The sequence below is a fragment of the Syntrophorhabdus sp. genome (assembly GCA_012719415.1).
Taxonomy (GTDB): domain Bacteria; phylum Desulfobacterota; class Syntrophorhabdia; order Syntrophorhabdales; family Syntrophorhabdaceae; genus Delta-02.
Window position 1 is genome coordinate 13574 of sequence record JAAYAK010000072.1, and the last position, 22105, is coordinate 35678.

Below are 22105 nucleotides of genomic sequence, written 5' to 3' on the forward strand. Positions count from 1 at the left end.
GAAGAGCCGGTTAGAGAGTTATGCTGAGTTTGTAGAAGGGTGTCTACGAATGAATAAGTGCTATATTTTAGGTGCCGGCGCTTCCTTTGGATACGATGATAGTATTGTACCGGAATTACGCCCTCCTTTGACTAATGGGTTTTTTGTACAAGGGCTTCGATTAGGCATTTTCACAGAACAATCTTTTCCTGATTTGTTTTCGAGTGTTAGGAAATATCTTAGCATAGAAGGAGATATTGAAAGACAACAGCAACTGGATTGTGATATTGAAGGGCTGTTAGATTGGCTTGCGAACGCGTTTAAGGAGGCAACCTCATCGGGTGAGATCGATTTTGAGCGAAGCAATCAGGCGCAACGAGCATTAAGTCAAACATTCTATTTCATATACGAATTATTTAGGTATTATACGCTTCTTTATGGTCCTAAATTTGATAACTATAGAAGACTTGCTCTTCATTATCATGACTGTAAGTACGGAATCATAACTTTAAACTATGACGTGTTCTTCGAATTGGCCGCACAGAGTATTAACGTTAATACTCATTATTCTCTTGGGCCGCATCATCCCAAAAGCGTTCCCATTGCAAAGATTCATGGTTCTATAAATTGGTTGAATCCGTGTAGAGGCGGAATTGCATTCGGGGGTTTAGGAAGCGATTCTTTCTTAGAGATTATTACCCCCATTTTCTCAAATAGGATAAACATAACACAGATGATGGTCTTACCGCCTGGCGCTGTTCGTGACATCAGCTATCGAGATTTTGTTAGATCAGGTATAGATTATGACGAACCTGCGATAATTCCACCTCTTGCTGGATACAAAGACTATGATAAGATTCAAGACTATTCGGGTATATGGACATTTGCTGAGTCAATGCTTCGGGAAGCTACCGAATTAGTTATAATCGGATGTTCTATACGAGCCGAAGACGTTAAATTTAACGAGTTGCTGAAAAAAGCTGTTGGTCAAAAGGCATCTATTACTATTGTTGATAAGACTCCGGACAAGGTTGTCAGTAATTTAGAACGAATAGTTGCCAATCCAATCGTGGATAAAACATTTACCTCATTTACCGATTACGCCAAAACTCTTTGAAGAATCGAACGCCGCCTCAACCACACACAATTCCCTCCGGCATAGAAGATTCACGCCACCACCCTAAGATGAATTAAGATGACTTGATCAGGGTGGAGGCACCCAGCGGGCAAGATGATAGGCTCTGGGGTAGAAAGCCTTATGGTCGTTATTCTTGCAGCGGTTCAAATCATTCAAAGCATTACTTTACCCACCGAGCGCGGGGTCCCACTTCTCCCGGACGGCCGTTAGCGGAGGATCACGGGACCCGTTGTGCTTTCGGGGAGCGCGGACCGGACACGAAAGTGGCCGGGACCGATGCGTCTGACAGTACCGTATGGGCGATACGTTATCAAGTCATGTCTGCGGACGACCAATAAGCAACCCGTACCTACCTCTGTCCGCAATGAGCATCGAGCGAGTCGAAAGCACGTAACGGGTGTGATCCGGAGCGTGGCTGCCCGGGAGAAGTGGGACCCCGCGCGGACCTTACGTTACGAGAGCAAACTGACTGACGAACCGTTTGTCATTTGTCTTATTTTGCTGTTTGATCCAGTGTTCGTTTCAGCTCTTCTATCAAGGCGGAGGTTAAGCCTGTTCGGGATTGCATGCCCGATAGCAGGGCATCGATCGTTGAGAGCTCGTCCTTGACGTATCCCATTGCCTGGTCGCGGACCTCGTCGATCGTTTTGTTGATCCGTATTTCCCATTGGTATGCCAGGCGGGAGAGGTGGGCTTCGACGGTTTTGGGGATGAGCTTGCGAAAATGGGTCTCGAAGGGTTTTCGGAAGATGCACATGGGGATGAGGAACCAGAGGAGGTCGAAGTGGAAGTCGAAGGGATGGATGAAGGCTATGTCAGGGTGGGAGGGCTCGGTGACGGTCATGTTCCATTCGATGCTTGTCGGGGTGATTCCCAGTACCTTTTCGATGTTCTTGTCGAGGAGGTTCCGAAAGAGCATCATCGAGCGGGAGATGGCGGCATGGGCCTTTTTCAGGGTGCCCAGGAAATGCTTGTATTCCGTCTTCGACAGGGAATCCATCTCTTTCGTCATCGTTTCCATGAGCCACTCTTCGTAGCGTCTCGTGAGCTTCCAGAGATTTCCCTTCCATTGGGGCATCTCTTCGGACAACGTTTTGAGGAGCTTTTTCGTCAATGGCAGCCTGTGGGTGGTTTCGAGGTATTCCGCTATGACCGGGCGGGTCTGTTGCTTGCTGTCCCGGGCGATGAGGGAGAGCTCCGACTGGATGAGGTCGTAGTTGACGGTTTCGTCGAGAATGAGTTTCTTTAAGACATCGCGGTCCTCGTCGCTCTGCAGGGATGTTTTGAGGGCTATCTCGAGGTAGCTGATCGTGTTCCTGGTGAGGGACCTTACCTTGTGGCGCAGGATGCCCTCGAATTCGTTGCCGCGGTTACGGGACAGGGCGAGCAGCATCTGGTCGAGGAAGCGTTTGTAGAATTCCGTTTCGGCGACGACGGAATAGAGGAGCACGGGAAAGTCCCGGTTCAGCTCCCGCCTCAATGTGCTCTTGAAGAACCGGACGACCTCCTCCTGCTGGTCCGATGAGAGTAGGTCGACCTTTGTCAGGAGGAGGACCACCCTGGGCGTGTGCTCCGTGAGGTTTCTTATGAGGGCAAGGTCGTTTTCCGACAACGGTCTGTCCGCGCTGATCGCGACGATCGCCATGCCGACCCCGGGAAGCCATTCCTGGGATATCTCCGTGTTGTACTTGAAGACGCTTCCCAGGCCCGGTGTGTCGACAAGGCGGAGTCCCTCGTAGTACGTGAGGTGGGGCAGTTCGATGTCCACCACCTCGACGTTCTTCTCGTTTGCGGGGTTTTTCGCCTCTGAGATATAGAGTTCAACCTCGTCGAGGCCGATCCGCGATTTCCTGTTGTCGAGGAATGTCACTGTGGCCCCTTCGGTCTCCCCGTAGCTCAGGCGCGTGATGACGGTGGTTACGGGAATGGCGCCGACGGGAAGGACGGGCTTGCCGATGATGCTGTTGAGAAAGGAGCTTTTGCCCGCCTTGAATTGTCCCAGGATGGCGACGTCGATGAAGGGATCTCTTGCCAGCAGGTCCTTACAGGCGTCGACCTGCCGCGAGAGGGACAGGATGCCGTATTCCTTGCAAATCTTCTCAATGGTATTGAGGACCGGAAGGGCGGGGTGCCGGATGGGGCTTGCAATGCTTGAAGTGTCGTTCATCAACTCCTCCGAAAGCGATCCGTGGATGACCGCGAAAGGCTTCCACTATTTGTCAGGAGTTATCAGCCCCGGTCAGGGCGGTTAGAAGGTGAACCCCATCACCGGTCAAAAAATATCATATATCCGGGAAGGTTTACAATCCAAAACCATCTTCCGCAGTCATGCCTTTGCCGGTAGCGCGCGTTGACTTCCTGCGGTGAGGGGGATATGATTCCTGTACCGCGGGGCATGGGTGTGGTGGTGCCTGGTCGCCTGGGAGTTTTCATTGCCCGATCATGTCCGCGGCACGTGTTCAGGAAAGTCCCCGGGGGAGATATGAATTACGACGGTCTCATCACCATCGACAGCGAGATATGCAGGAAGGACGGGCTTTGCGTTCGCATCTGTCCGAAGGTTTTCACCCAGGCCGGGCCGGGCAGTGTGCCTGAGGTCTCGCGGCCGGAGTTCTGCAATGATTGCGGGCATTGCCTGCTTGTCTGTCCTGTCGGGGCGATACGGCACCGCAATCTTGAGGGAAGGGCCATCACTGAAGTGGAGAAGGACCTTTTGCCGTCGTTCCGGCAGGTGCAGGAGATGGTGAGGGCGCGGCGCTCCATTCGGAATTTCCTCGATAAGCCCGTCGAAAGAGAAATGATAGAGAAGGTCGTCGACGCGGCCCGGTTTGCTCCCAGCGCCAAGAACACGCAGAGTACGCGGTTCATTGCCGTCGACAATGGTGAGACGCTTCGGAGGATAGCGTCCATGACGGCGGCGTGGCTGGGAAGGTCGGCGAAGAAGCTCAGGAACCCTCTCGTCCGCGCCGTGTATCTCATGCGCGGCCTGACGACGAAGGAAGAGTATTCCCGCTGGATCGGACAGTTCGAGCTTACGGCGCGCAACATGGAGAAGGGCATCGATACGATCCTGTACCGGGCCCCCGCGCTTGTCCTGTTCCATGCCGACAGACGGGTGCGCTTCGCTGAGGCGAACGCGAACCTTGCCCTCCAGAACGCCACCTTCGCCGCCTCAGCGCTCGGCCTTGGCACCTTCTACACGGGATATGTCGTCTCCGCCTGTGCCCACGACAGGGCGATCCCCGATATGCTCGGAGTCCCGAAAGGACACCGCGTCTACGCCGGTATGACCCTTGGTCATGTGAAGATCGGTTTTTCGCGCTGGATAGACCGGAATCCGGCAAGAATAGACTGGATATAGATCACTGGCGTTAGAACCGTTAGAACCGTTAGAACCCCTCTAATCCTTGGAATGGTTGTGAGTTGGTGATGACTGTGGGAGGGGGAGAGCTTGAAGTACAATCCTCTCCGCCTGTGCTCGGCACCCCTTCAACGTCCCAACGGTCCCAACTGTTCTAACGGCTCTAACGGTTCCAACGGTTTTTAACCCTGTCGTCACCCGTATTACCTAATTTACTTTTCTTTCACAATGTGCGATAAAGTCACAGAAAGTTGATTGCACCCATTGCATTCAACAGGGATACTCATAATTCAGTAAGAAGGGTGCACGATACGATGAACAACCATTCTCTTGACGACATAGTTACCGCGTACAGCCGTTTTGTCCCCCACCAGTTCCTGCAGCTCCTCGGCAAGGACAACGTTGTCGATATCACTCTCGGCGAGAGCCTTGAGAAGAAGATGACCATTCTCTTCTCGGACATGAGAGATTTTACGACCCTTTCCGAATCGATGACGCCCCGTCAGAACTTCGAGTTCATAAACGCTTACCTGGAGCGAATGGAACCGGTTATCACCGAGCACAACGGTGTTATAGACAAGTACATAGGCGACGCGATCATGGCTCTTTTTCCGACGAGCCCCGATGACGCTCTCGAGTGCGCGATAGAGATGCTTGGTCGCCTTGCCGGGTACAACCAGGAAAGAGGAAAGGCCGGGCATCGATCGGTCTCTATCGGTATAGGTCTCAACACGGGTCTTATGATGCTGGGCACAGTGGGCGGCAGGAACCGAATACAGAGCACCGTCATCAGCGACGCCGTGAACCTTGCTTCACGCGTGGAGACCATGACGAAGAGCTTTCGCACCAACCTCCTCATCACGGAGCACACATACTGCAGCCTTAAGGACCCTGTCCGATACCGGATACGGTTTGCCGACCGCGTTACGGTGAAGGGTAGAAAGCAGCCGCAACCGGTCTATGAGGTCTTCGATGGCGACCTGCCCGAGGTCCGCGCCGCGAAGGAAAAGACGACGAGGCTCTTCGAGAGAGGGGTGGCCTATTATTATTTCAGGGAGGTTATGCGCGCGCTCGAACTGTTCAGAGAATGCCTGGCCGAATGCCCGGAAGATAGCCTGGCAAGGGTGTATGCGGACAGATGTGAGCACTACCTGGAGACGGGTGTCCATGAGGGAGCGGGCGAGATCGATCTTGTCGCTAAATGGGCGGAGGCCTTCGAGATAGGACACCCTGACATCGACGACCAGCACCGGCAGTTGTTTGAGCGTGTGAACAGGTTCGCCGAAATGATCAGGAAGGACCGCGACTTCACAGCAGCCGGTCCCGTCATTGATTTCCTCGACGAGTACGTCCGGACGCACTTCAAGGACGAAGAGGATATCATGGAGAAGCAGGGATACCCCTTTCTGGACGTCCAGAGGGACCAGCACGAGCGGTTCACGGAGCGCTTTGCGGCTCTCAAGCGCGAATTGCAGGAATCAGACGGTTCCGACTGGCATTTTCTTCTCTTCAAGATACAGATACTCGTCGTGGATTGGCTTGTCCATCACACGTGCGGGGCTGACAGGCACCTGGGCAGGTTTCTCAGACTGGAAAGGTCAACAGGAGAATAGGGAGCGGTGAAATGAACATCGAGGTATCGGGAGAACTCTCGGGAATACTGGAAATGCTGAAACAGATGGCGCTCTTCGAGACGAAGATCGCCGAAATGTACAGCGTTTGCGCGTCGATGTGGAAGGAGGACGGCCAGTTCTGGCTCGATATCTGGCGGGATGAATTGCGGCACGCACGGCATATCGAGCAGATGATGGACATCATTCGGAAGAAGCCGGGACGTTTTCAGGCCGGACGCCCCTTCAACGTGCATGCCCTGGCGACGGTTGTCAGGGACATCGTGCAGAAAACGGAAATGCTGAGGAACGGAGAGATCACGCAGGAGAGGTTCTTGTTTATCGCACAGAGCTATGAGGAGGGATATATCGAGGACAAATATGGCGAGATCGTAAAGACCGACGATGTCGAATACCAGACCCTCATGAGGGAGATCGTCAGTGATACCCGGCAGCACAAGGACAGGATCATTCATCACATACTAGACAGTGCGGAAAAGAAGGGATACATCAAGACGTAACCACCTGCCACGGTAGGAAGCATGGTTTCCGGCTAACCACATACCTTGTCTTCCTGCCGGAACTCACCAGGACCCTCCCATCGGCCGTATGCCGGCACCGGGGGCGCCCGGGCTCTGGAATTTCTGCTTGAAACCGGTCCGGCTCAATGTTAAAACCCAAATGCCCATAGCGGCTCTGAAAGACGACGGGACGAGTGCGGGAGAGGTTTATGATGAACGGTTTGATCGACGAAGGTCGGGAACTCATTGACGCGGCGGAAGAGGGTGACGTTGCCGGGGCGAGCGTGCTCATCGCGGCAGGCGCCGACGTGGAGGAGACGGATACCGGCGGCTGGACGCCTCTCATGGTGGCGGCGCAGGCGGGGCATCTCGAGATGGTGCGTGTCCTGATCGCGGCGGGGGCCGATGTGAACGCGAGGGACAGGCTCCGTGTGACGCCTCTCATGGTGGCGGCGTCGGGTGGCTCCACGGGCCTCATGGAAATGCTGCTTAATAACGGGGCGGCTGTCAACGATGCGGACGAGAATGGAACGACCCCTCTTATGTGGGCGTCCACGGAAGGGCGTGTCGAGGCGGTGCGGATGCTCATAGTACGGGGAGCCGACGTGAACGCGAGGGGGGCGAGCGGGTACACCGCGCTCATGGACGCGTCGGGGAAAGGGCACGTGGAGGTGGCGGAGCTTCTCATAACGGCAAAGGCTGATGTGAACGCGAAGGACAAGAACGGCCTGACGGCCCTCATGCTCGCGGCGATGATGGGTCACAGTGACGTGGTCCGCGCACTCATACGTGCGGGAGCCGACGTGAACGCCAGGGGAGATGGCGGGTACACCGCCCTTATGGACGCGTCGGGAAGCGGCTGCGAGGAGATAGTCCGGCTCCTTGAGGAAGCGGGGGCTACCGGGTAGCTTCCCTGATGCTCTTGACGGCGATGCGGCCCGAGCTCAGCGCGAAGCTGCTTGCCGAACCCTCAGCGAGGAGGTCGTAGGTGCTGTCGTAAAGACCGCCCATGTCCTGCCCCGTGACATACAGGCCAGGGATCACTTCCCCTTGCTCATCGAGGGCCTGCATGCGCGTGTTTACCTGTACCCCGCCGAGGGTCAGGAAGAACGCGCGGAGCCCTTTCAGCGCATAGTAAGGACCCTGCCGGGTATCGAACTTCACGAGATGCTCCGGTTTGCGGCTGAAGTCCGGGTCGTGTTTCCCGTCGGCGTAGCGGTTGACAGTTTCGATCGTCTCCCGCAACTTCTGCGGTCTTATCCCTATCTTCCCGGCGAGTTCCTCGATCGTGTCCGCCTTGAAGGCGAAACCTGAGACTATACCTTTCTCGATGCCTTCATCGAGGGCAGTCATCTTCTGTCCCGGAACGACGATGGCGTTGAAGGGTGTGAGAGGCCCGCTATCCACCATCGACCTTCGCATGGCATCGTCAAAGATGGACCACATGAGACCCCCGTTCGCCGTCATCGCGTTGTAGACGTCGCTGAAGACGGAGCCGAAGGATTCATTGTAGAAGCGGTCTCCATGCTTGTTCACCCAGAGAAAGGGCTGGCTCAGGGCACAGCGCATCTGTTTCATGTGGTCCGGTCCGCTGAACTGTCTTATCGCCGGCTCATTGTCGAGATAGGGGCTGTTTCCCGCAAGCGTCCCCATACTCGCGAGTGCCGCGCCAGCGCTCATGGCAAGGTTGATCCCGTCACCCGTCCTGCCGTCGACAGCGGGTCCGCGGTACATGAGCTTTGCCATCCCCGGTGTGCTGACATCGGGCACGTACTTCTTCAGCATCTCCTTGTTGCTGGCGAAACCCCCCGTGGCTATGATGACGGCCCGCGCGGTTATCGTCATGGTGTTTCCGTCGGCATCGACGGCCTCGACGCCCGTGACGGCGCCCCTCTCGTCGATAAGGAGTTTCTTCGCCGGCGTTTGCGTCAAAAGGGGCACGCCTCTCTCCTTTATGTGACCGGAGAGTATCTTCACGAGCCGGGCTCCCCGGCCTTCGAAGATATGCCATACCTGAAGGCTCCTCTCGGGCGGGAACATCGTCCTTATCCCCTCTATCCTTACCCCGTGGTCGACGAGCCAGTCGATGGTCTCGGCGGATTCGTTGAGAAGGGCCCTGATGACCGACGCGTTGCACCGCCAGTGATGGAATTCCATAACCCTGGCGAAGACCTGGTCCGTCGTTGTCGTGATCCGCTTCTCCTTCTGATACCGTGTTCCGATGCCGAGAGAACCTTCTGGGAAAAGGCCGGCGCCGCCGGGAAAGGGCATCTTCTCCAGAAGAATGACCCTCAAGCCATATTCTGCCGCCGTCAGCGCGGCCGACAGGCCGCTTAAGCCCCCTCCCGCGATGACTATGTCCGTTTCGTGGTCCATGATCGCCTGTCCTCCCGCTTCGTCGTCCCTCTGATGCCGTGCAAAGTGATCCCTGGACGAAGCATCATTCATGCTATAATAGATGGGGAGTGCAAATCAATGCAGTATGCTCTTCTGGATGAGAGGGTACTGCGAGGGAGAAGGGCGGAAATATGCGCGGATCGGCAGTCATCATAGTTCTCTTGCTCGGGATCGTGGTCGCGGCGGGATGTGTCTCTCCGAACTTTCCCGCCGGGGATGTGGCGGTAAGACTTCCTCTCAACGAGGGCGTGGGGAGTCTCGACTTCCTGTCGGAAGGCGAGGTGTGGATACTCCGTGACATCAACAGGGCGAGAGCGTCTGCCGCGGTCCCGCTTGAGCCTCTCAAGGCCTCGCGGGGGCTTTCACTGGCGGCAAAGGAGCGCGCGGAGGAGATCGCCCGTTCGGACTCGTCAGGCATGACACCGGAGCAGGAACGGAACCGCCTCTTCGAGCGTGTCCGCCGGTTTGGAACGTGGACGGGGAGTGTCGCCGAGGTGAGGAGCCACGGATACCCCGAGGACACTGTAGTGAAAGAGCTGCTGAGCGGAAGCATCTTTCAAAGGGGACAGTCCCGGCCGTACTTCATGGATGCCCAATACGCGGTGATGGGCACGGGATGCACAATGGCCGTGCGCATCGCTCCCCTGTGTGTCATCATCGTTGCCAGCGAATTCAGGGAAGGCCGCTGACCTTTCATGCATCATTGTCTGGCGCAGCCTTTTAGGCTTTACAGGCGGCTCAGATATGGACTACGATAGGCATATGGCCCCTTGGGCCTGGAACGAAAAGCAGCTGTACCTTTGCGCCTGTCCATGTATGCCGAAGATCAAGAAGACCGTGGTTTTTCGATTCGGGGTGACGCCTGCGGCCAGGACTCGCTGGCCCGGATGGACGAGCGCGCCGACCACGCCTTCTCGCGTGCCGCCGGCGCGCCCCTCATCGACGGGAACCGTGTCCGTCTTCTGAAGGATGCCGGCGAGAACTACCCGGCATGGCTCGAGGCTATCGGAGCCGCGACACAGCACATCCATTTCGAGAGCTACATCATCTATGAGGACGATACGGGGCGGAGATTTGCCGATGCCCTGATCGCGAAGGCGCGCGAAGGCGTGCGGGTGCGGCTCATCCGCGACTGGATGGGCGGTCTCGGCAAGGCATCCCGGCGGTTCTGGAATGACCTCAAGACGGGTGGCGTGGAAGTGCGCTGCTACAATCCCCCGCGCTTCAGCAGCCCCTTCGGCTGGCTCTCGCGGGACCACAGGAAGATGCTTGCCGTCGACGGAAAGATAGGGTTCGTTTCCGGCCTGTGCGTGGGCAGAAAGTGGGAGGGCGCCCCGGAACGGGGGATCGAGCCCTGGCGAGACACCGGCGTGGAGGTATGCGGGCCTGCGGTGGCCGATATAGAACGGGCATTCGCCGAGGTCTGGGCAATGATGGGCGAACCCGTCCCCGAAAGTGAGCTCCCCGGTGCCGATGAGATCGATCGGGCCGGCGATATGAGACTGAGGGTTGTGGCAGGTGTGCCGGCCATGGCGAGCGTGCTGAGGCTCGATCAGCTTGTGGCCACCCTCGCAACAAAGAGGCTCTGGCTGACCGATGCCTACTACGCAGGGCTGTCCACCTACGTTGAGGCCCTGAAGGCGGCGGCGAGGGATGGTGTCGATGTCCGCCTCATTGTGCCCAATGCGACGGACATCCTCCTTCTGCGACCATTGTCACGGGCAGGTTACCGGCCGCTCCTCGAAGCGGGCGTGCGCGTTTTCGAATGGAAGGGCCCCATGCTCCACGCGAAGACGGCGGTCGCGGACGGTTCGTGGGCGCGTGTCGGTTCGACGAACCTCAATATCGCCAGCTGGTTCGGCAATTGCGAGCTGGACCTCGTCGTCGAGGATGTCTCCTTCGCCGGTGAGATGGAAGAGATGTACCTCCGGGACCTTACTAACGCAACCGAGATAGTCCTTGATGAGAGGCACAAGCTACGGGCGCCGCGCAGGGCGTACCGGAGGGCCGCCGCGTCCGGCGGGGGAGGGAGCCTCGGGCGGGCCGTGGCGGGCGCGGTCCGCATCGGTAACGCCGTGGGGGCCGCCTTCACCGACAGGAGGGTACTCGAGCCGGTGGAGGCGCGCCTGATGATCTTCGCCGGTGTTATCTTCGCGGTGCTGGCTGTCATCCTTGGTTTCTTTCCCCGCGTGCTCGCATACCCGCTCATGGTAATCTGCGCGTGGCTGGCGGCGGGACTCATCTACAGAAGCTGGAGGCTCTACCGGGAAGGCAGGCGGAAAAGAAGGCATTGATTCCCGCGGCGGCTCGTAATAGCCTTGTGTGAGCGGGAAGCGGGGAACGTGAGAAAGGAAAGGAGCGAGAGCATGGAAGAGAAAATTCGCGAGGTGGCGCGACTGATCACGGAGGCGAAAAACATTGTCATCTTCGTGGGTGCCGGACTGAGCACTGAATCGGGGATACCCGATTTCCGGAGCCCGGGAGGTGTCTGGGACAAGTACGACCCGGCCGATTTCGATTTCCATAATTTTCTTTCCCGGGAATCATCACGGGAGAAATACTGGCAGATGGCAACGGAGATGTATGAAGCAATGAGGGACGCGAAGCCCAACGCCGGGCACCTGGCCATCGCCGAGCTTGAGAGGCTCGGCAAGCTCGACTGCCTCATCACGCAGAACATCGACGGCCTCCACTTCAAGGCGGGGAACTCGGAGGCGAAAGTCTTCGAACTCCACGGCACCGCGATGCATGTGGCCTGCCTCGACTGTCACAGGCGGTATGAGAGGGATCCCATCCAGGAAAGGATCGCCGCGGGAGACAGGGCGCCGAGATGCGATTCCTGCGGGGGGCCCCTGAAACCGGCCACGATCTCCTTCGGGCAGAGCATGCCCGAGAGGGAAACGGCTGAAGCGTTCCGGCGGTCTGCCGCCTGCGATCTTTTCATCGTGATAGGTTCGTCGCTCGTTGTCTATCCGGCGGCGCAGATGCCCGTCGAGGCGAAACGGTCGGGGGCGAAGCTCGTGATAATCAACCGCGACGCAACCCCTTGCGACAAAATGGCCAACGTCATACTGAACGGCCCGGCCGGGCAGATCATGGAATCGATACTGCAAGAGGTGAAGGAAGGCCGGGTATAAGGCCTGAGCAAGAGCCTCTCCGGGTTTCGTCGAAGCGGTCAGAGATTGGCATTTTCTGACCGCCCATTCTTTCATTCGTCCTGGGCTGTCATGGTGCCTCCATCGCGTTGATGGGCAAGGTCTTGATTCTCTCCGGAACTCATTGTATAATGAGGTATATAACGAGTGCTACGAGACAGATAGACAAAGGAGGAATGTAACCATGAGGAAGATTGTTGGCAGTCTGTTCCTGGTCCTGGCAGCCGTCATGCTGTGTGTTGTGCCCGTCCATGCAGGCGACCTCAGCATCTCTGCGGCCGCAAGCCTGCGCGAGGCAGTTACGGAGCTTGGAAGTGCCTTTTCCGCGAAGAGCCCGGATGTCAGGATCCAGAACAATTTCGCCGCGTCGGGGGCCCTCGCGAAGCAGATAGAAACCGGCGCCCCGGCGGACGTGTTCTTTTCGGCCAACGTGAAGTGGATGGACTTCCTCGTCGAAAAGGGTCTGATAGACAAGAGGTACACCACCGTCGTCGCCTACAATGTCCTTGTTTTCGTGGGGAAACCGGATCTCAAGGCAAAGACAATGCAGGACCTGGTCAAGCTGGAGAGGATCGCCGTGGGAAGCCCCAAGAGTGTCCCGGCGGGCGACTATGCCGTTCAGGCCATCAAGAAGGCGGGAATCGAAAAACAGCTGGAAGGCAAGCTCGTGATGGGCAAGGATGTTCGGGAATGTCTGATGTACGCGGACAGGGGCGAGGTGACAGGCGCCTTCGTCTACAAGACGGATGCCGAGCAGATGGCGAAGAACGTGAAGATCCTCTTCATCGTGCCCCAGGGACTCTATCCGAAGGTGACCTATCCGCTGGGAGTCACGGCGGCGGGGGCGAAGAAGCCCGAGGCCGTCGCGTATTTCAAGTTCGCGCAGTCCGCGGAAGGGAAAAAGATACTTGCGAAGCATGGTTTTATAGTAGAATAGCCTTGCATGCCCCTTTTCAGCCATTCGGACTACCTCGCGATCCTGCTTTCCCTCAAGGTGGCGGTGGTCGCGACCCTTGTCTCTCTGCCTTTCGGGTTCGCCGTGGCCTATCTCATGACCTTCAGAAGGTTTCCGGGAAAGGTCGGCCTTGATGTAATTGTGAATCTGCCCCTCACGCTGCCGCCCGTCGTGGTGGGATATCTTTTGCTCCTTCTTCTGGGGCAGCAGGGGCCCATAGGGAAGTGGCTGCTGCAGCCCCTGGGAATTAAGCTGATCTTTACCTGGAAGGCTGCGGTTATTGGCACGGCGGTGGTGGGTTTTCCCCTCATGGTAAGGTCCATACGGACCGGCATGGAGACGATCGACCGGAGGCTTGTCGAGGCTTCCCGCACTCTGGGGGCCAGGTGGTTCGACACGGTGATGACTGTTATCGTACCCCTTTCGGTTCGGGGGATCATCGCCGGATCTATCCTCATGTTCGCCCGGGGGCTGGGCGAGTTCGGCGCTACCATCATCGTGGCCGGGAACATCCCCGGCGTCACCCAGACCATTCCCCTTGCCATCTACGACTATGTCAGCTCACCGGGGGGTGATGTCATGGCCATGGCGCTTTGCCTCGTGTCCATTTCCATCTCCGTTGTCGTACTCGTTTTTCATGAATGGTTGAGCAGAAGGATGGTCAGGGCGGACTGACATGGAACTCCGGGTCGCAGCGCATAAACAGCTTGGCACCTTTTCCCTCGACGTGGACTTCACCATTGAGGGGGAGAGAATAGGCATCTTCGGACCCTCCGGGGGAGGCAAGTCCACCCTGGTGGGTCTTATTACCGGGTTGCTCCATCCCGACCGCGGTATTGTCGTGATCGACGGTGAGCCGATCTTCGACCGCGAGAGGGGGGTCAATGTTCCCGTGGAACACAGGCGTATAGGGATGGTCTTCCAGCGGCCCCACCTGTTTCCCCATTTGAGCGTGAAAGGAAACCTTCTTTACGGTTTCAGGCGCTGTTCTCACCGGCACCGGAGGATAACCCTGGACCACGTGGTGGAGGTCCTGCAGATCGGCCATCTCCTGGATCGGGGAGTGAAGAATCTCTCGGGCGGGGAGAAACAGAGGGTGGCGATCGGCCGGGCCGTGCTTTCGAACCCCCGCATGCTGGCGATGGACGAACCTCTCTCCGCCCTGGACGACAGCCTCAAGTTCCAGATAATCCCTTTCTTGAAAAACGTCTGTGAAACCTTCACGATACCTTACCTCTTCATCTCCCACTCGCTGACGGAGATGAGGGTCATGACAGACCGGGTGCTGTGCGTGACCGCCGGCCGGGTTGAGGCACAGACGACCGGAGAACAGTTGGCGCGGGATGCGACCGGAGACTACGCGTCTGCTTACATGAACCTGATACGGCTCAAAGGGCCGCGGCGCGTCGACGACATGTATGGCTATCCGTGGGGAGAGGGCGAACTGCTCATCTCCGGGGTGAGCGGGGCCGAGGAGGCCCTCTTCGAGGTCTCTTCCGCGGACATCATGCTCTTCAAGCGCCACCCCGAGGCCATCAGCGCGCGCAATCTCCTGCGATGCCGGGTGTCGGAGATATTCAATGCCGGTGGCAGAATAGGTGTTGGACTGGAATGCGGAGACGAGAGGCTTGTGGCGCTGGTCGTGAAAAGAACGCTCCGGGAGCTGGACATAAGAGAAGGAACGGAGATATACGCCGCCATCAAGGCAACCGCCTTTCGGCAGTTGGGTTAGATCTTCCTGGTATTACGGGTGATCCTTTTTAGAGATCCATTCCTTCCATACTTCGGGCGCGTAGCCGATGGTCGCCCTCGGGCCGTTGCGGACAATGGGTGTCTTGAGGAGGAGAGGGTCGCTGAGCAGTTCTTCCTGCGGGTCATGGGTGAGGTATTTGAGGTTTCGCCGGGTGTAGCGTTGCCCCTGCGTGTCCATGAGGTTCTCGATGCCCACGGCGGCCTTGATGCTGTTGAGTTCGCCCTTGCTGAGACCCTTCACCGTCAGGTCGATGTACTGAAAGGGGATGCCACGTTCCTTGAAGAAACGCTGTGCCTTTCGCGTGTCCTGGCATTTGGAGGTGCCGAAGATCTGGATGTTCATGGCGTGATGGGGTCTATCAGACCTTCTGGCCGGCTATCTTCGATCTCTTGCGCTGGAGCCCGTCGAGGATGGTCTTGCGCAGCCTGATGGACTTTGGTGTGATCTCCACGAGTTCATCTTCGTTGATATAGGAGATGCAGTCTTCGAGGCTCATGTACCGGGGGGGCGTTAGGATGACGGCGTCGTCGGAGCCTGCGGCCCGCATGTTCGTCAGCTTTTTGCCCTTGGCGGGGTTTATGACGAGGTCTATCTCGCGGGTATGTTCACCGATGATCTGGCCTCCGTAGACCCGTTCACCGGGGCCGAGGAAGAGCTCACCCCGCTCCTGGAGGTTGAAGAGGGCATAGGCCACGGTGGTGCACTCCTCCATGACCACGAGGACCCCGTTGTTGCGGTTCTTCATCTCGCCGGCGTACCGGTCGTAGCCGTCGAAGATGTAGTTCATGGTGCCCGTGCCCTTCGTTTCCGTCAGGAACTGGGAGCGGAAGCCGATGAGGCCCCGGGTGGGGATGCGATAGCTCAGTCTCACCATGCCTCTGTCCTGGTGCATGTGGACCATCTGGCCCTTGCGCGGTCCGAGGTTCTCGATCACATTGCCGGAGTACTCCTCGTCGACGTCGATGGTCAGTTCCTCGTAGGGTTCAAGGACGCCATCGTCACTTTCCCTGAAGATGACCTTCGGGCGGGTGACCTGGAATTCATATCCCTCCCTGCGCATCTTCTCGATGAGTATGGACAGGTGAAGCTCGCCCCGGCCCGAGACCTTGTACCCGATGGAATCGGAAAGCTCCTCGACGACGAGGGCGACGTCGGAAAGGGTTTCCCGCATGAGCCTCTCCCTGATGTGGCGCGACGTGAGGAACCGGCCCTCCTGTCCGGCAAAGGGGGAATCGTTAGGGATGAAGTTCATCGATATCGTCGGGGGGTCGATATCGATGCCGGGAAGAGGCGCCGGGTTTTCCGGGTCCGTCAAGGTCTCACCGATGGTTATGGAATCCATTCCCGCGACGGCGACTATCTCGCCGGTGCCGGCTATCTGCGTTTCTTCCATGCCGCTGCCCTTGAAGCGGTAGACTTTCGTTATCCGGGCCGGCGCGGAAGGTACGCCTTCCGTGGCCACTATGACGTCCTTGTTGAGGTTGAGAACACCCGAGGTGATCTTCCCGATCGCCAGTCTTCCAAGAAAGGGGGAATAGGACAGGGAACTCACGAGCATCTGCAGGGAGGCGTCGGGGTTTCCTGTGGGCGGAGGCACCGAATCGACGATCATGTCAAAGAGGGGTATCATCGAGCCGCCCGCCTGCGTGTGGTCGAGTGTGGCGTAGCCGGCCTTCGCCGATGTGTAAATGATGGGGAAATCGAGGATGTCGTCGGGCGCATCGAGCTTGACGAAAAGGTCGAAGACCTGATCGACGACCCAGTCGCACCGTGCGGCAGGCTTGTCGATCTTGTTGACGACGACGATAACGGGCAGTTTGAGATTCAGGGCCTTCTTGAGGACGAACCTTGTCTGGGGCATCGGTCCTTCCGCAGCATCGACGAGAAGGAGGACGCCGTCGGCCATCTTGAGGACCCGCTCCACCTGGCCCCCGAAATCGGCGTGTCCCGGGGTGTCGATGATATTGATGAAGAAGTCCTTGTACGCAAAGGAACCGTTCTTTGACGATATTGTGATGCCCCGTTCCCGTTCGAGGTCCATGGAGTCCATGAGCCTCTCCTCGACGATCTCGTTGTCGCGGAACATCCCACTTTGCCTGAAGAACTGGTCCACAAGCGTGGTCTTCCCATGGTCGACGTGGGCGATGATCGCTATATTCCTGATCCTATTTTGTTCCATCGGGGTGGGAATCGAAGGCAGGCCCGACTGTCGCCGGGCCTGCATCGGGTGGTTTACGCCTTTGCTACGTTGGATGCGGCCGGACCCTTGGGGCCATTGACCACATCGAAGGTAACCTGCTCACCTTCGCTCAGGGACTTGAAACCGTTGCCCTGAATGGCTGAGTAATGGACGAACACGTCAGTGCCGTCATCACCTGTGATGAAACCGAAACCTTTTGACTCGTTGAACCATTTAACAGTTCCCTTGGCCATGCTACAAACCTCCTAAAAGATATTGAAATGTGGAAGAAAAGGAACTGCGCTATGGGACAGACAACAAAAATGAGTAATTCCTGCGTTTGTGACGAACAGCTTGTTCCTTCCTATGCTCCGGGTCGATTATCGCACAAAAATCAGGGGAGTGCAAGAAATATTCTCACCAGGACCGAAAAAGAAAGGGCGACCGGGGGTTTTCTTCCTTGATATGGAAGAACGAATTCCCGTAATCTAGATATGAGCAGAGGCGGGTGGCCGGCACTCGTAAGGCGGCCGTGAGCCTGAAAAGGAGGGAGCGTATGATAGACCTTGACAGGGGGCTTCGGTCTTATGACCGCCCGGAGATCCTTTATCGGCTTTTCTTTCCCCGTCGCGACGTCGCCGCCGATTCGGAAAGACCGAGGGCGTTCAACCGCTTCGTGAAGGTGGCGGAAGGTATTTCGATCTGCTGCCGGTGCTATCCTGCGCGGCAGGACGGGCCGAACATTCTGTATTTCCACGGCAATGGAGAGGTCGCGTCCGACTACGACTATGTCGCGCCGGTGTATGCCGAAAGGGGATTGAACCTTTTCGTTGCCGATTACCGCGGTTACGGAGGAAGCGACGGGAGTCCCACATGCACGGCCATGATAAAGGATGCCCATCCCATCTTCCGTGATTTCGTGAAGTATGTCGGCGAGAACGGTCTCACGGGAAGCCCCTTCGTCATGGGTCGGTCTCTCGGAAGCGCCGCGGCCATAGAACTCGCCTGTCATTACCAGGCGGAGCTCCGCGGACTCGTCGTGGAGAGCGGATTTGCGAGTGCCGCGAACCAGGTGGCACGGCTGGGGGTGGAACACCTGTTTGATGACGAGGCCCCTGTCGGATTCGGCAATCATCTGAAGATAAAAGACGTGAAGATCCCCACGCTCATTATCCACGGCGAATGGGACGAGATCATCCCCGCTTCAGAAGGAAGGGCGTTGTACGAGCTGTCGGGAGCCGTCCGGAAGTCCTCTCTTTTCATTCCCCGGGCCGGTCACAACGACATCATGATGCTCGGGCTTAAGGCTTACATGGACGCTATTGAAACGTTCACTCGAAGAATATGCTGACCCATGAAAATAATCTCTTGATATCTGTCTCCTTCTTGTGGTTTTCTTAGAAAAACAACAATTGAGATTCAGTAACGCAACAGAGGGATGAGGCAAGTCAAAAAAAGGAGGGACTATGGCGAACAAACCTGTGGAAATCGTCCAGTTGGCTGGCGATGCTGGCAAGTACAAGGCTAATCTCACACCCGGCAATTATCTTGTGCGCAGTTTTATGGCAGGTCTCTTTATCGCAGTCGGAGGGGCTCTTGCCACGGTGTGCGGAACGGGGCTCGAGAACTCCATGGGAGTGGGATTCAAATCGATGATAGCGGGCGCGGTCTTCCCCGTGGGCTTGATCGCGATCGTTCTCACGGGCATGTCGCTCTTCACCGGCGACACGATGCTCATTCCTATGGCCGTGTTTCAGAACAAATCGACCTGGGGGAAGGTGATCAACGCCTGGTTCTGGGTATACATAGGTAATTTTGTCGGATCGTTGTTCTGGGCCTATCTGATGTCCGTCGGGCCCTTAAGCAAGGGCGGCGGCGCCGAGCTGACCGCTTTCGGGCAGAACGCCGTCGCGATAGCGCAGGCCAAGACGCTGCCCTACATAGCGAACGGCGGGGCGGGTCTGTGGTCAGCCTTCATGAAGGGCATCGCCTGCAACCTGCTTGTCAACCTGGCCATTCTTCTGGCCCTTTCATCGAAGAACATGATAGGCAAGTTCTTCGGCATATGGTTCCCCATCATGGCCTTTGTTGCCTCCGGGTTTGAGCACAGTGTCGCCAACATGTACTTTATCCCCACGGGGATCATGCTGGGAGCAAATGTCACCTGGGGACAGTTTATCGGCTGGAACCTTATCCCCGTGACCCTCGGGAACATCGTGGGCGGGTTTGTCTTTATCGGGGCGGTATACTACATTTCCTTCAAGAAAGAGCTTTCATCCATCGCTCCAACCTGACGAAACTGAACGAAGACCCCGGGGCCTGGAAGGGGCCCCGGGGATTACAGCAGATCAAAGACCTTATCACTTGCTTAACTGCACAGGCGGGCTTCAGCCGCCTCCAGGGTTTCCATTCTCTTCGCAAAGGCAAACCGAACCGTCTTCTTCCCCATCCCTTTTGTACCGTAGAAGCATGACCCGGGGACAACGGCGACGCCCAGGTTAGCGGGAAGCCAGCGGGCGAAGGAGTAGTCATCACCGTCAAAATCCCAGGCGCTGAAATCGGCCATGGCGTAGAACGCTCCCTCGGGCGAGTGGGCGGAAAAACCGGCCCTCTGCAGAATGGATATCATCTTGTCCCTTCTGAGGGTGTAGTCCCCACGGAGTCCGGCGTAGTACTCATCGGGCAGCCCGAGAACGGCGGCGCAGGCGGCCTGCAGCGGGGCCGGGGCGCAGATGGTCATGAAATCGTGAACGGTCCTCAAGATGGTGCTCAGGGGATTGAGGGCGCAGGCATAGCCGAGCCGCCAGCCTGTCATGGCGAAGGTCTTTCCCAATCCGCTGATCGTCACAGTTCGCTCCTCCATGCCGGGGATCGTGGCGATGGGGATGTGGGGATGTCCGTCGTATATGATATGCTCGTAGATCTCGTCGGTGACGGCGACAACGTTGAATTCCCGGCACAGTTCCGCGATGCCTTCCAGTTCCTCCCTTGTGAAGATGTGTCCCGTGGGGTTGTGGGGGGTGTTGATGAGAATGGCACGGGTGCGATCGTTGAAGGCACCACGAAGCATGTCGAGGTCAAGGGCATAGGCCGGTGCTTCGAGAGGCACGAATCTCGGCACGCCCCCGGCAAAGACTATGGCGGGGAGATATCCCTCGTGATAGGGCTCGATGACGATGACCTCGTCGCCGGTGTTGATGATCCCCATGAGCGTTGCCAGGATGGCCTCGGTGACGCCGCAGGTCACCGTCACGTGCTGATCGGGATCGAAACTGAGCCCGTACCACTTCTCCATCTTCGCGGCTATCGCCTGTCTCAGCGCGGGGGTCCCCCAGGTGATGGTGTACTGGTTCCCTCCCGACTCCAGGGCCCGGTGTGCCGCCTCGATGGCCTCACGGGGCGGGTCGAAATCGGGGAAACCCTGGGAGAGGTTGATCGCATTGTGTGTGATGGCAAGGCGGGTCATCTCGCGTATGAAGGATTCCCGTATCATGGTGAGGCGCCTCGCGCCGCCCCCTTTAACGGGATCGAACCTGGCGGCGAATGACGATCCCTTGTCATTCTCCAGGATGTCCATGATCCTCGCCTCCTTTCTTGCTTCCTGTTCTTCCGGATTCTTCATTGCTTCCTCCCTGCTTGTGACGTTTCTTTTTCGTTTCTCATCATTCCCTCCCTTTTTCCCGTATAAAAAAAGGGCCATGGATCCGGTCCATGGCCCTTAAAGATCGAAAAGGCCATGGGTTTTGCACCCATGGCCTTCTTTCTTACCCTGTCAGGAGAAAGTTCGACACGAGTGCCCCTTCGCGTAATAATAATAGTAATAATAGGCTCTGGTATCGATCTTCGTCATAGTTATGTCAGTTTATCGGAGCATGAAAAGCTTGTCAATCAAATTTTTCCCTGCCTCACGCGCCGGTCTTCTTCACGGGAATGAAGATCACCGTTTGAAGGTCTTCAGGAACCGTGGTCCCCGGGTCGTTGAGATAGAATTCGTAGCTTGTTCCCTGTGGCTCGTGGTTGTTGTCGTTCATCCATTCCGCGAGGGCCAGGTAGGCCGATTCGATCTCCTCGTACGGTCCGGTGTGGATGGTAGATGCGGCCTTCTCGATAGCGATCTCGCGCGACGTTATATTTCCCTTTCCCGGGATGGCCTTGGTGACGGGCAGGCCCATTTCGACATCGAGGTCTTCCATCTCCACGTTGTAGTAAATGGCGAAGGGTGGTCCGGCAATATCCTCGCCCATCTCCTCGAGGTACTCCACGAGGGACTCGAAGGAGGACGCGAAAACATCGGACAGTTGTTCAACGTTGACCCGGGACTTGATGGTCACCGCCGGGTGCGGGTCTATCGAGCTGATCTCACAATTGTACTCCATCGGGGAACCTCCTCGTATTCTTCTTTCACACTGAAACGGTTGGGATCACTTACTGCCTGTGGTCTCGCACCACCGCTGTGAACACTCATTTTCCCTGGTATTCCTTAAGGGTTTTTACGAAGACCTCGGGAACATGGGCCAGGCGATGTATCGAGTGGTTAAAGGTCGCGAAACCGGTTTCCACGAGCGCGAGAAGCTTGCCCTTGTTCGTCACGCGGTGAAATACCCGAAAACCCCCGGAGCGTATCTCTCCGATGTGGGTATCGATCACGAGCTTGTCAAAGATGAATCCCTCGGACCTGTAGTTCACAACCATATCGGACATGATGATCCCCGTCTTGCCGTCGCCCAGGTCTCCTTCGGCAAAGCCCATTGAATGGAACATCTCTGCCCGTGCGCTCCCGATGATCACCAGGAGAGAATCATTCCCCAGGTGTCCCCCGTAATTGATGTCCCGGGGATAGAGCGTCACCGGGAACGTGAATTCGTAACTTGCCTGTTCTTCAATCTTGATGCGCGGCATCCAAACCTCCTCCAAAAAGAACGTTCAAGAGTTCAAGGGTTCAAAAGTTGTTCAAGAGACCGGCAGGGAACCCTGGTTCTGCTCCGTATCTCCGACCTTGCTGGATAAAGGTATTGTCTCTTACCCTTTAACCTTTGAACTCTTGAACCTTTGAACGT

General features: G+C 57.0%; 21 protein-coding genes. 13 read left to right on the forward strand and 8 right to left on the reverse strand.

Annotated features, from left to right (window positions below):
* Positions 1-49 precede the first annotated feature (49 nt).
* Complete coding sequence (locus GXX82_04395; protein NLT22267.1) at positions 50-1096, forward strand: hypothetical protein; 1047 nt, start codon at positions 50-52, stop codon at positions 1094-1096.
* 514 nt (positions 1097-1610) lie between these two features.
* Here the strand turns inward: GXX82_04395 and GXX82_04400 are convergent.
* On the reverse strand, positions 1611-3284 hold the full coding sequence (locus GXX82_04400) for a hypothetical protein (GenBank protein ID NLT22268.1): 1674 nt from the start codon (positions 3282-3284) through the stop codon (positions 1611-1613).
* A 315-nt stretch (positions 3285-3599) separates the two neighbouring features.
* On the opposite strand from GXX82_04400, the gene GXX82_04405 reads away from it, so the two are divergent.
* The 4 genes from GXX82_04405 (at position 3600) to GXX82_04420 (ending at position 7517) form a co-directional block, all read left to right on the forward strand.
* The gene (locus GXX82_04405) at positions 3600-4478 is read left to right on the forward strand and encodes a 4Fe-4S binding protein (GenBank protein ID NLT22269.1); all 879 of its coding nucleotides are present in this window, start codon (positions 3600-3602) and stop codon (positions 4476-4478) included.
* Between the two features lie 314 nt (positions 4479-4792).
* Positions 4793-6091 carry a bacteriohemerythrin gene (locus GXX82_04410; GenBank protein NLT22270.1) on the forward strand — a complete coding sequence of 433 codons (1299 nt, stop codon included), beginning with the start codon at positions 4793-4795 and terminating at the stop codon, positions 6089-6091.
* Between the two features lie 11 nt (positions 6092-6102).
* Positions 6103-6609 carry a hypothetical protein gene (locus GXX82_04415; protein ID NLT22271.1) on the forward strand — a complete coding sequence of 169 codons (507 nt, stop codon included), beginning with the start codon at positions 6103-6105 and terminating at the stop codon, positions 6607-6609.
* Positions 6610-6821: 212 nt separating this feature from the next.
* Complete coding sequence (locus GXX82_04420; GenBank protein ID NLT22272.1) at positions 6822-7517, forward strand: ankyrin repeat domain-containing protein; 696 nt, start codon at positions 6822-6824, stop codon at positions 7515-7517.
* Here GXX82_04420 and GXX82_04425 read toward each other — a convergent pair.
* Positions 7507-9057 (reverse strand): FAD-dependent oxidoreductase, encoded by a 1551-nt coding sequence (locus GXX82_04425; GenBank protein ID NLT22273.1) that lies wholly within the window; start codon positions 9055-9057, stop codon positions 7507-7509. The two genes, GXX82_04420 and GXX82_04425, sit on opposite strands and share 11 nt — an antisense overlap.
* Positions 9058-9137: 80 nt before the next feature.
* Here GXX82_04425 and GXX82_04430 point away from each other — a divergent pair, with 80 nt between their 5' ends.
* From GXX82_04430 to modC, 6 genes are all read left to right on the forward strand, one after another.
* On the forward strand, positions 9138-9695 hold the full coding sequence (locus GXX82_04430) for a CAP domain-containing protein (GenBank protein NLT22274.1): 558 nt from the start codon (positions 9138-9140) through the stop codon (positions 9693-9695).
* A 123-nt stretch (positions 9696-9818) separates the two neighbouring features.
* Entirely contained in the window at positions 9819-11300 is a 1482-nt protein-coding gene (locus GXX82_04435; protein ID NLT22275.1) for a cardiolipin synthase B, read from the forward strand.
* A 72-nt stretch (positions 11301-11372) separates the two neighbouring features.
* Positions 11373-12143, forward strand: a complete 771-nt coding sequence (locus GXX82_04440) for an NAD-dependent deacylase (protein ID NLT22276.1) — start codon at positions 11373-11375, stop codon at positions 12141-12143.
* A 202-nt stretch (positions 12144-12345) separates the two neighbouring features.
* Positions 12346-13098: a molybdate ABC transporter substrate-binding protein gene (modA, locus tag GXX82_04445; GenBank protein NLT22277.1), complete on the forward strand. Its 753-nt coding sequence runs from the start codon at positions 12346-12348 to the stop codon at positions 13096-13098.
* A 6-nt stretch (positions 13099-13104) separates the two neighbouring features.
* Positions 13105-13791, forward strand: coding sequence for a molybdate ABC transporter permease subunit (gene modB / locus GXX82_04450; GenBank protein ID NLT22278.1), 687 nt, complete (start codon positions 13105-13107; stop codon positions 13789-13791).
* Position 13792: 1 nt separating this feature from the next.
* Complete coding sequence (gene modC, locus GXX82_04455) at positions 13793-14848, forward strand: molybdenum ABC transporter ATP-binding protein (protein NLT22279.1); 1056 nt, start codon at positions 13793-13795, stop codon at positions 14846-14848.
* A gap of 12 nt (positions 14849-14860) precedes the next feature.
* Here the strand turns inward: modC and GXX82_04460 are convergent, their stop codons facing one another.
* Genes GXX82_04460 through GXX82_04470 form a run of 3 tightly spaced genes read right to left on the reverse strand, consistent with a single transcriptional unit; the run spans position 14861 to position 17302 of the window.
* Positions 14861-15211, reverse strand: a complete 351-nt coding sequence (locus tag GXX82_04460; GenBank protein NLT22280.1) for an ArsC family transcriptional regulator — start codon at positions 15209-15211, stop codon at positions 14861-14863.
* Positions 15212-15227: 16 nt separating this feature from the next.
* Positions 15228-17048 (reverse strand): translational GTPase TypA, encoded by a 1821-nt coding sequence (gene typA / locus GXX82_04465; GenBank protein ID NLT22281.1) that lies wholly within the window; start codon positions 17046-17048, stop codon positions 15228-15230.
* Positions 17049-17101: 53 nt separating this feature from the next.
* Positions 17102-17302 carry a cold-shock protein gene (locus GXX82_04470; protein NLT22282.1) on the reverse strand — a complete coding sequence of 67 codons (201 nt, stop codon included), beginning with the start codon at positions 17300-17302 and terminating at the stop codon, positions 17102-17104.
* 302 nt (positions 17303-17604) lie between these two features.
* Between GXX82_04470 and GXX82_04475 the strand changes: the two genes are divergently transcribed.
* Both GXX82_04475 and GXX82_04480 read left to right on the forward strand, forming a co-directional pair.
* Entirely contained in the window at positions 17605-18399 is a 795-nt protein-coding gene (locus tag GXX82_04475; GenBank protein NLT22283.1) for an alpha/beta hydrolase, read from the forward strand.
* A gap of 115 nt (positions 18400-18514) precedes the next feature.
* A complete protein-coding gene (locus tag GXX82_04480) occupies positions 18515-19342 on the forward strand; it encodes a formate/nitrite transporter family protein (GenBank protein ID NLT22284.1) in 828 nt (275 codons plus the stop codon).
* A 74-nt stretch (positions 19343-19416) separates the two neighbouring features.
* On the opposite strand, the gene GXX82_04485 is transcribed toward GXX82_04480, so the two are convergent.
* The 3 genes from GXX82_04485 to GXX82_04495 form a co-directional block, all read right to left on the reverse strand.
* On the reverse strand, positions 19417-20625 hold the full coding sequence (locus GXX82_04485; GenBank protein NLT22285.1) for an aminotransferase class I/II-fold pyridoxal phosphate-dependent enzyme: 1209 nt from the start codon (positions 20623-20625) through the stop codon (positions 19417-19419).
* 328 nt (positions 20626-20953) lie between these two features.
* Positions 20954-21424, reverse strand: a complete 471-nt coding sequence (locus GXX82_04490) for a GyrI-like domain-containing protein (GenBank protein NLT22286.1) — start codon at positions 21422-21424, stop codon at positions 20954-20956.
* Between the two features lie 85 nt (positions 21425-21509).
* Positions 21510-21947 (reverse strand): thioesterase, encoded by a 438-nt coding sequence (locus tag GXX82_04495; protein ID NLT22287.1) that lies wholly within the window; start codon positions 21945-21947, stop codon positions 21510-21512.
* Between the last annotated feature and the right edge of the window lie 158 nt (positions 21948-22105).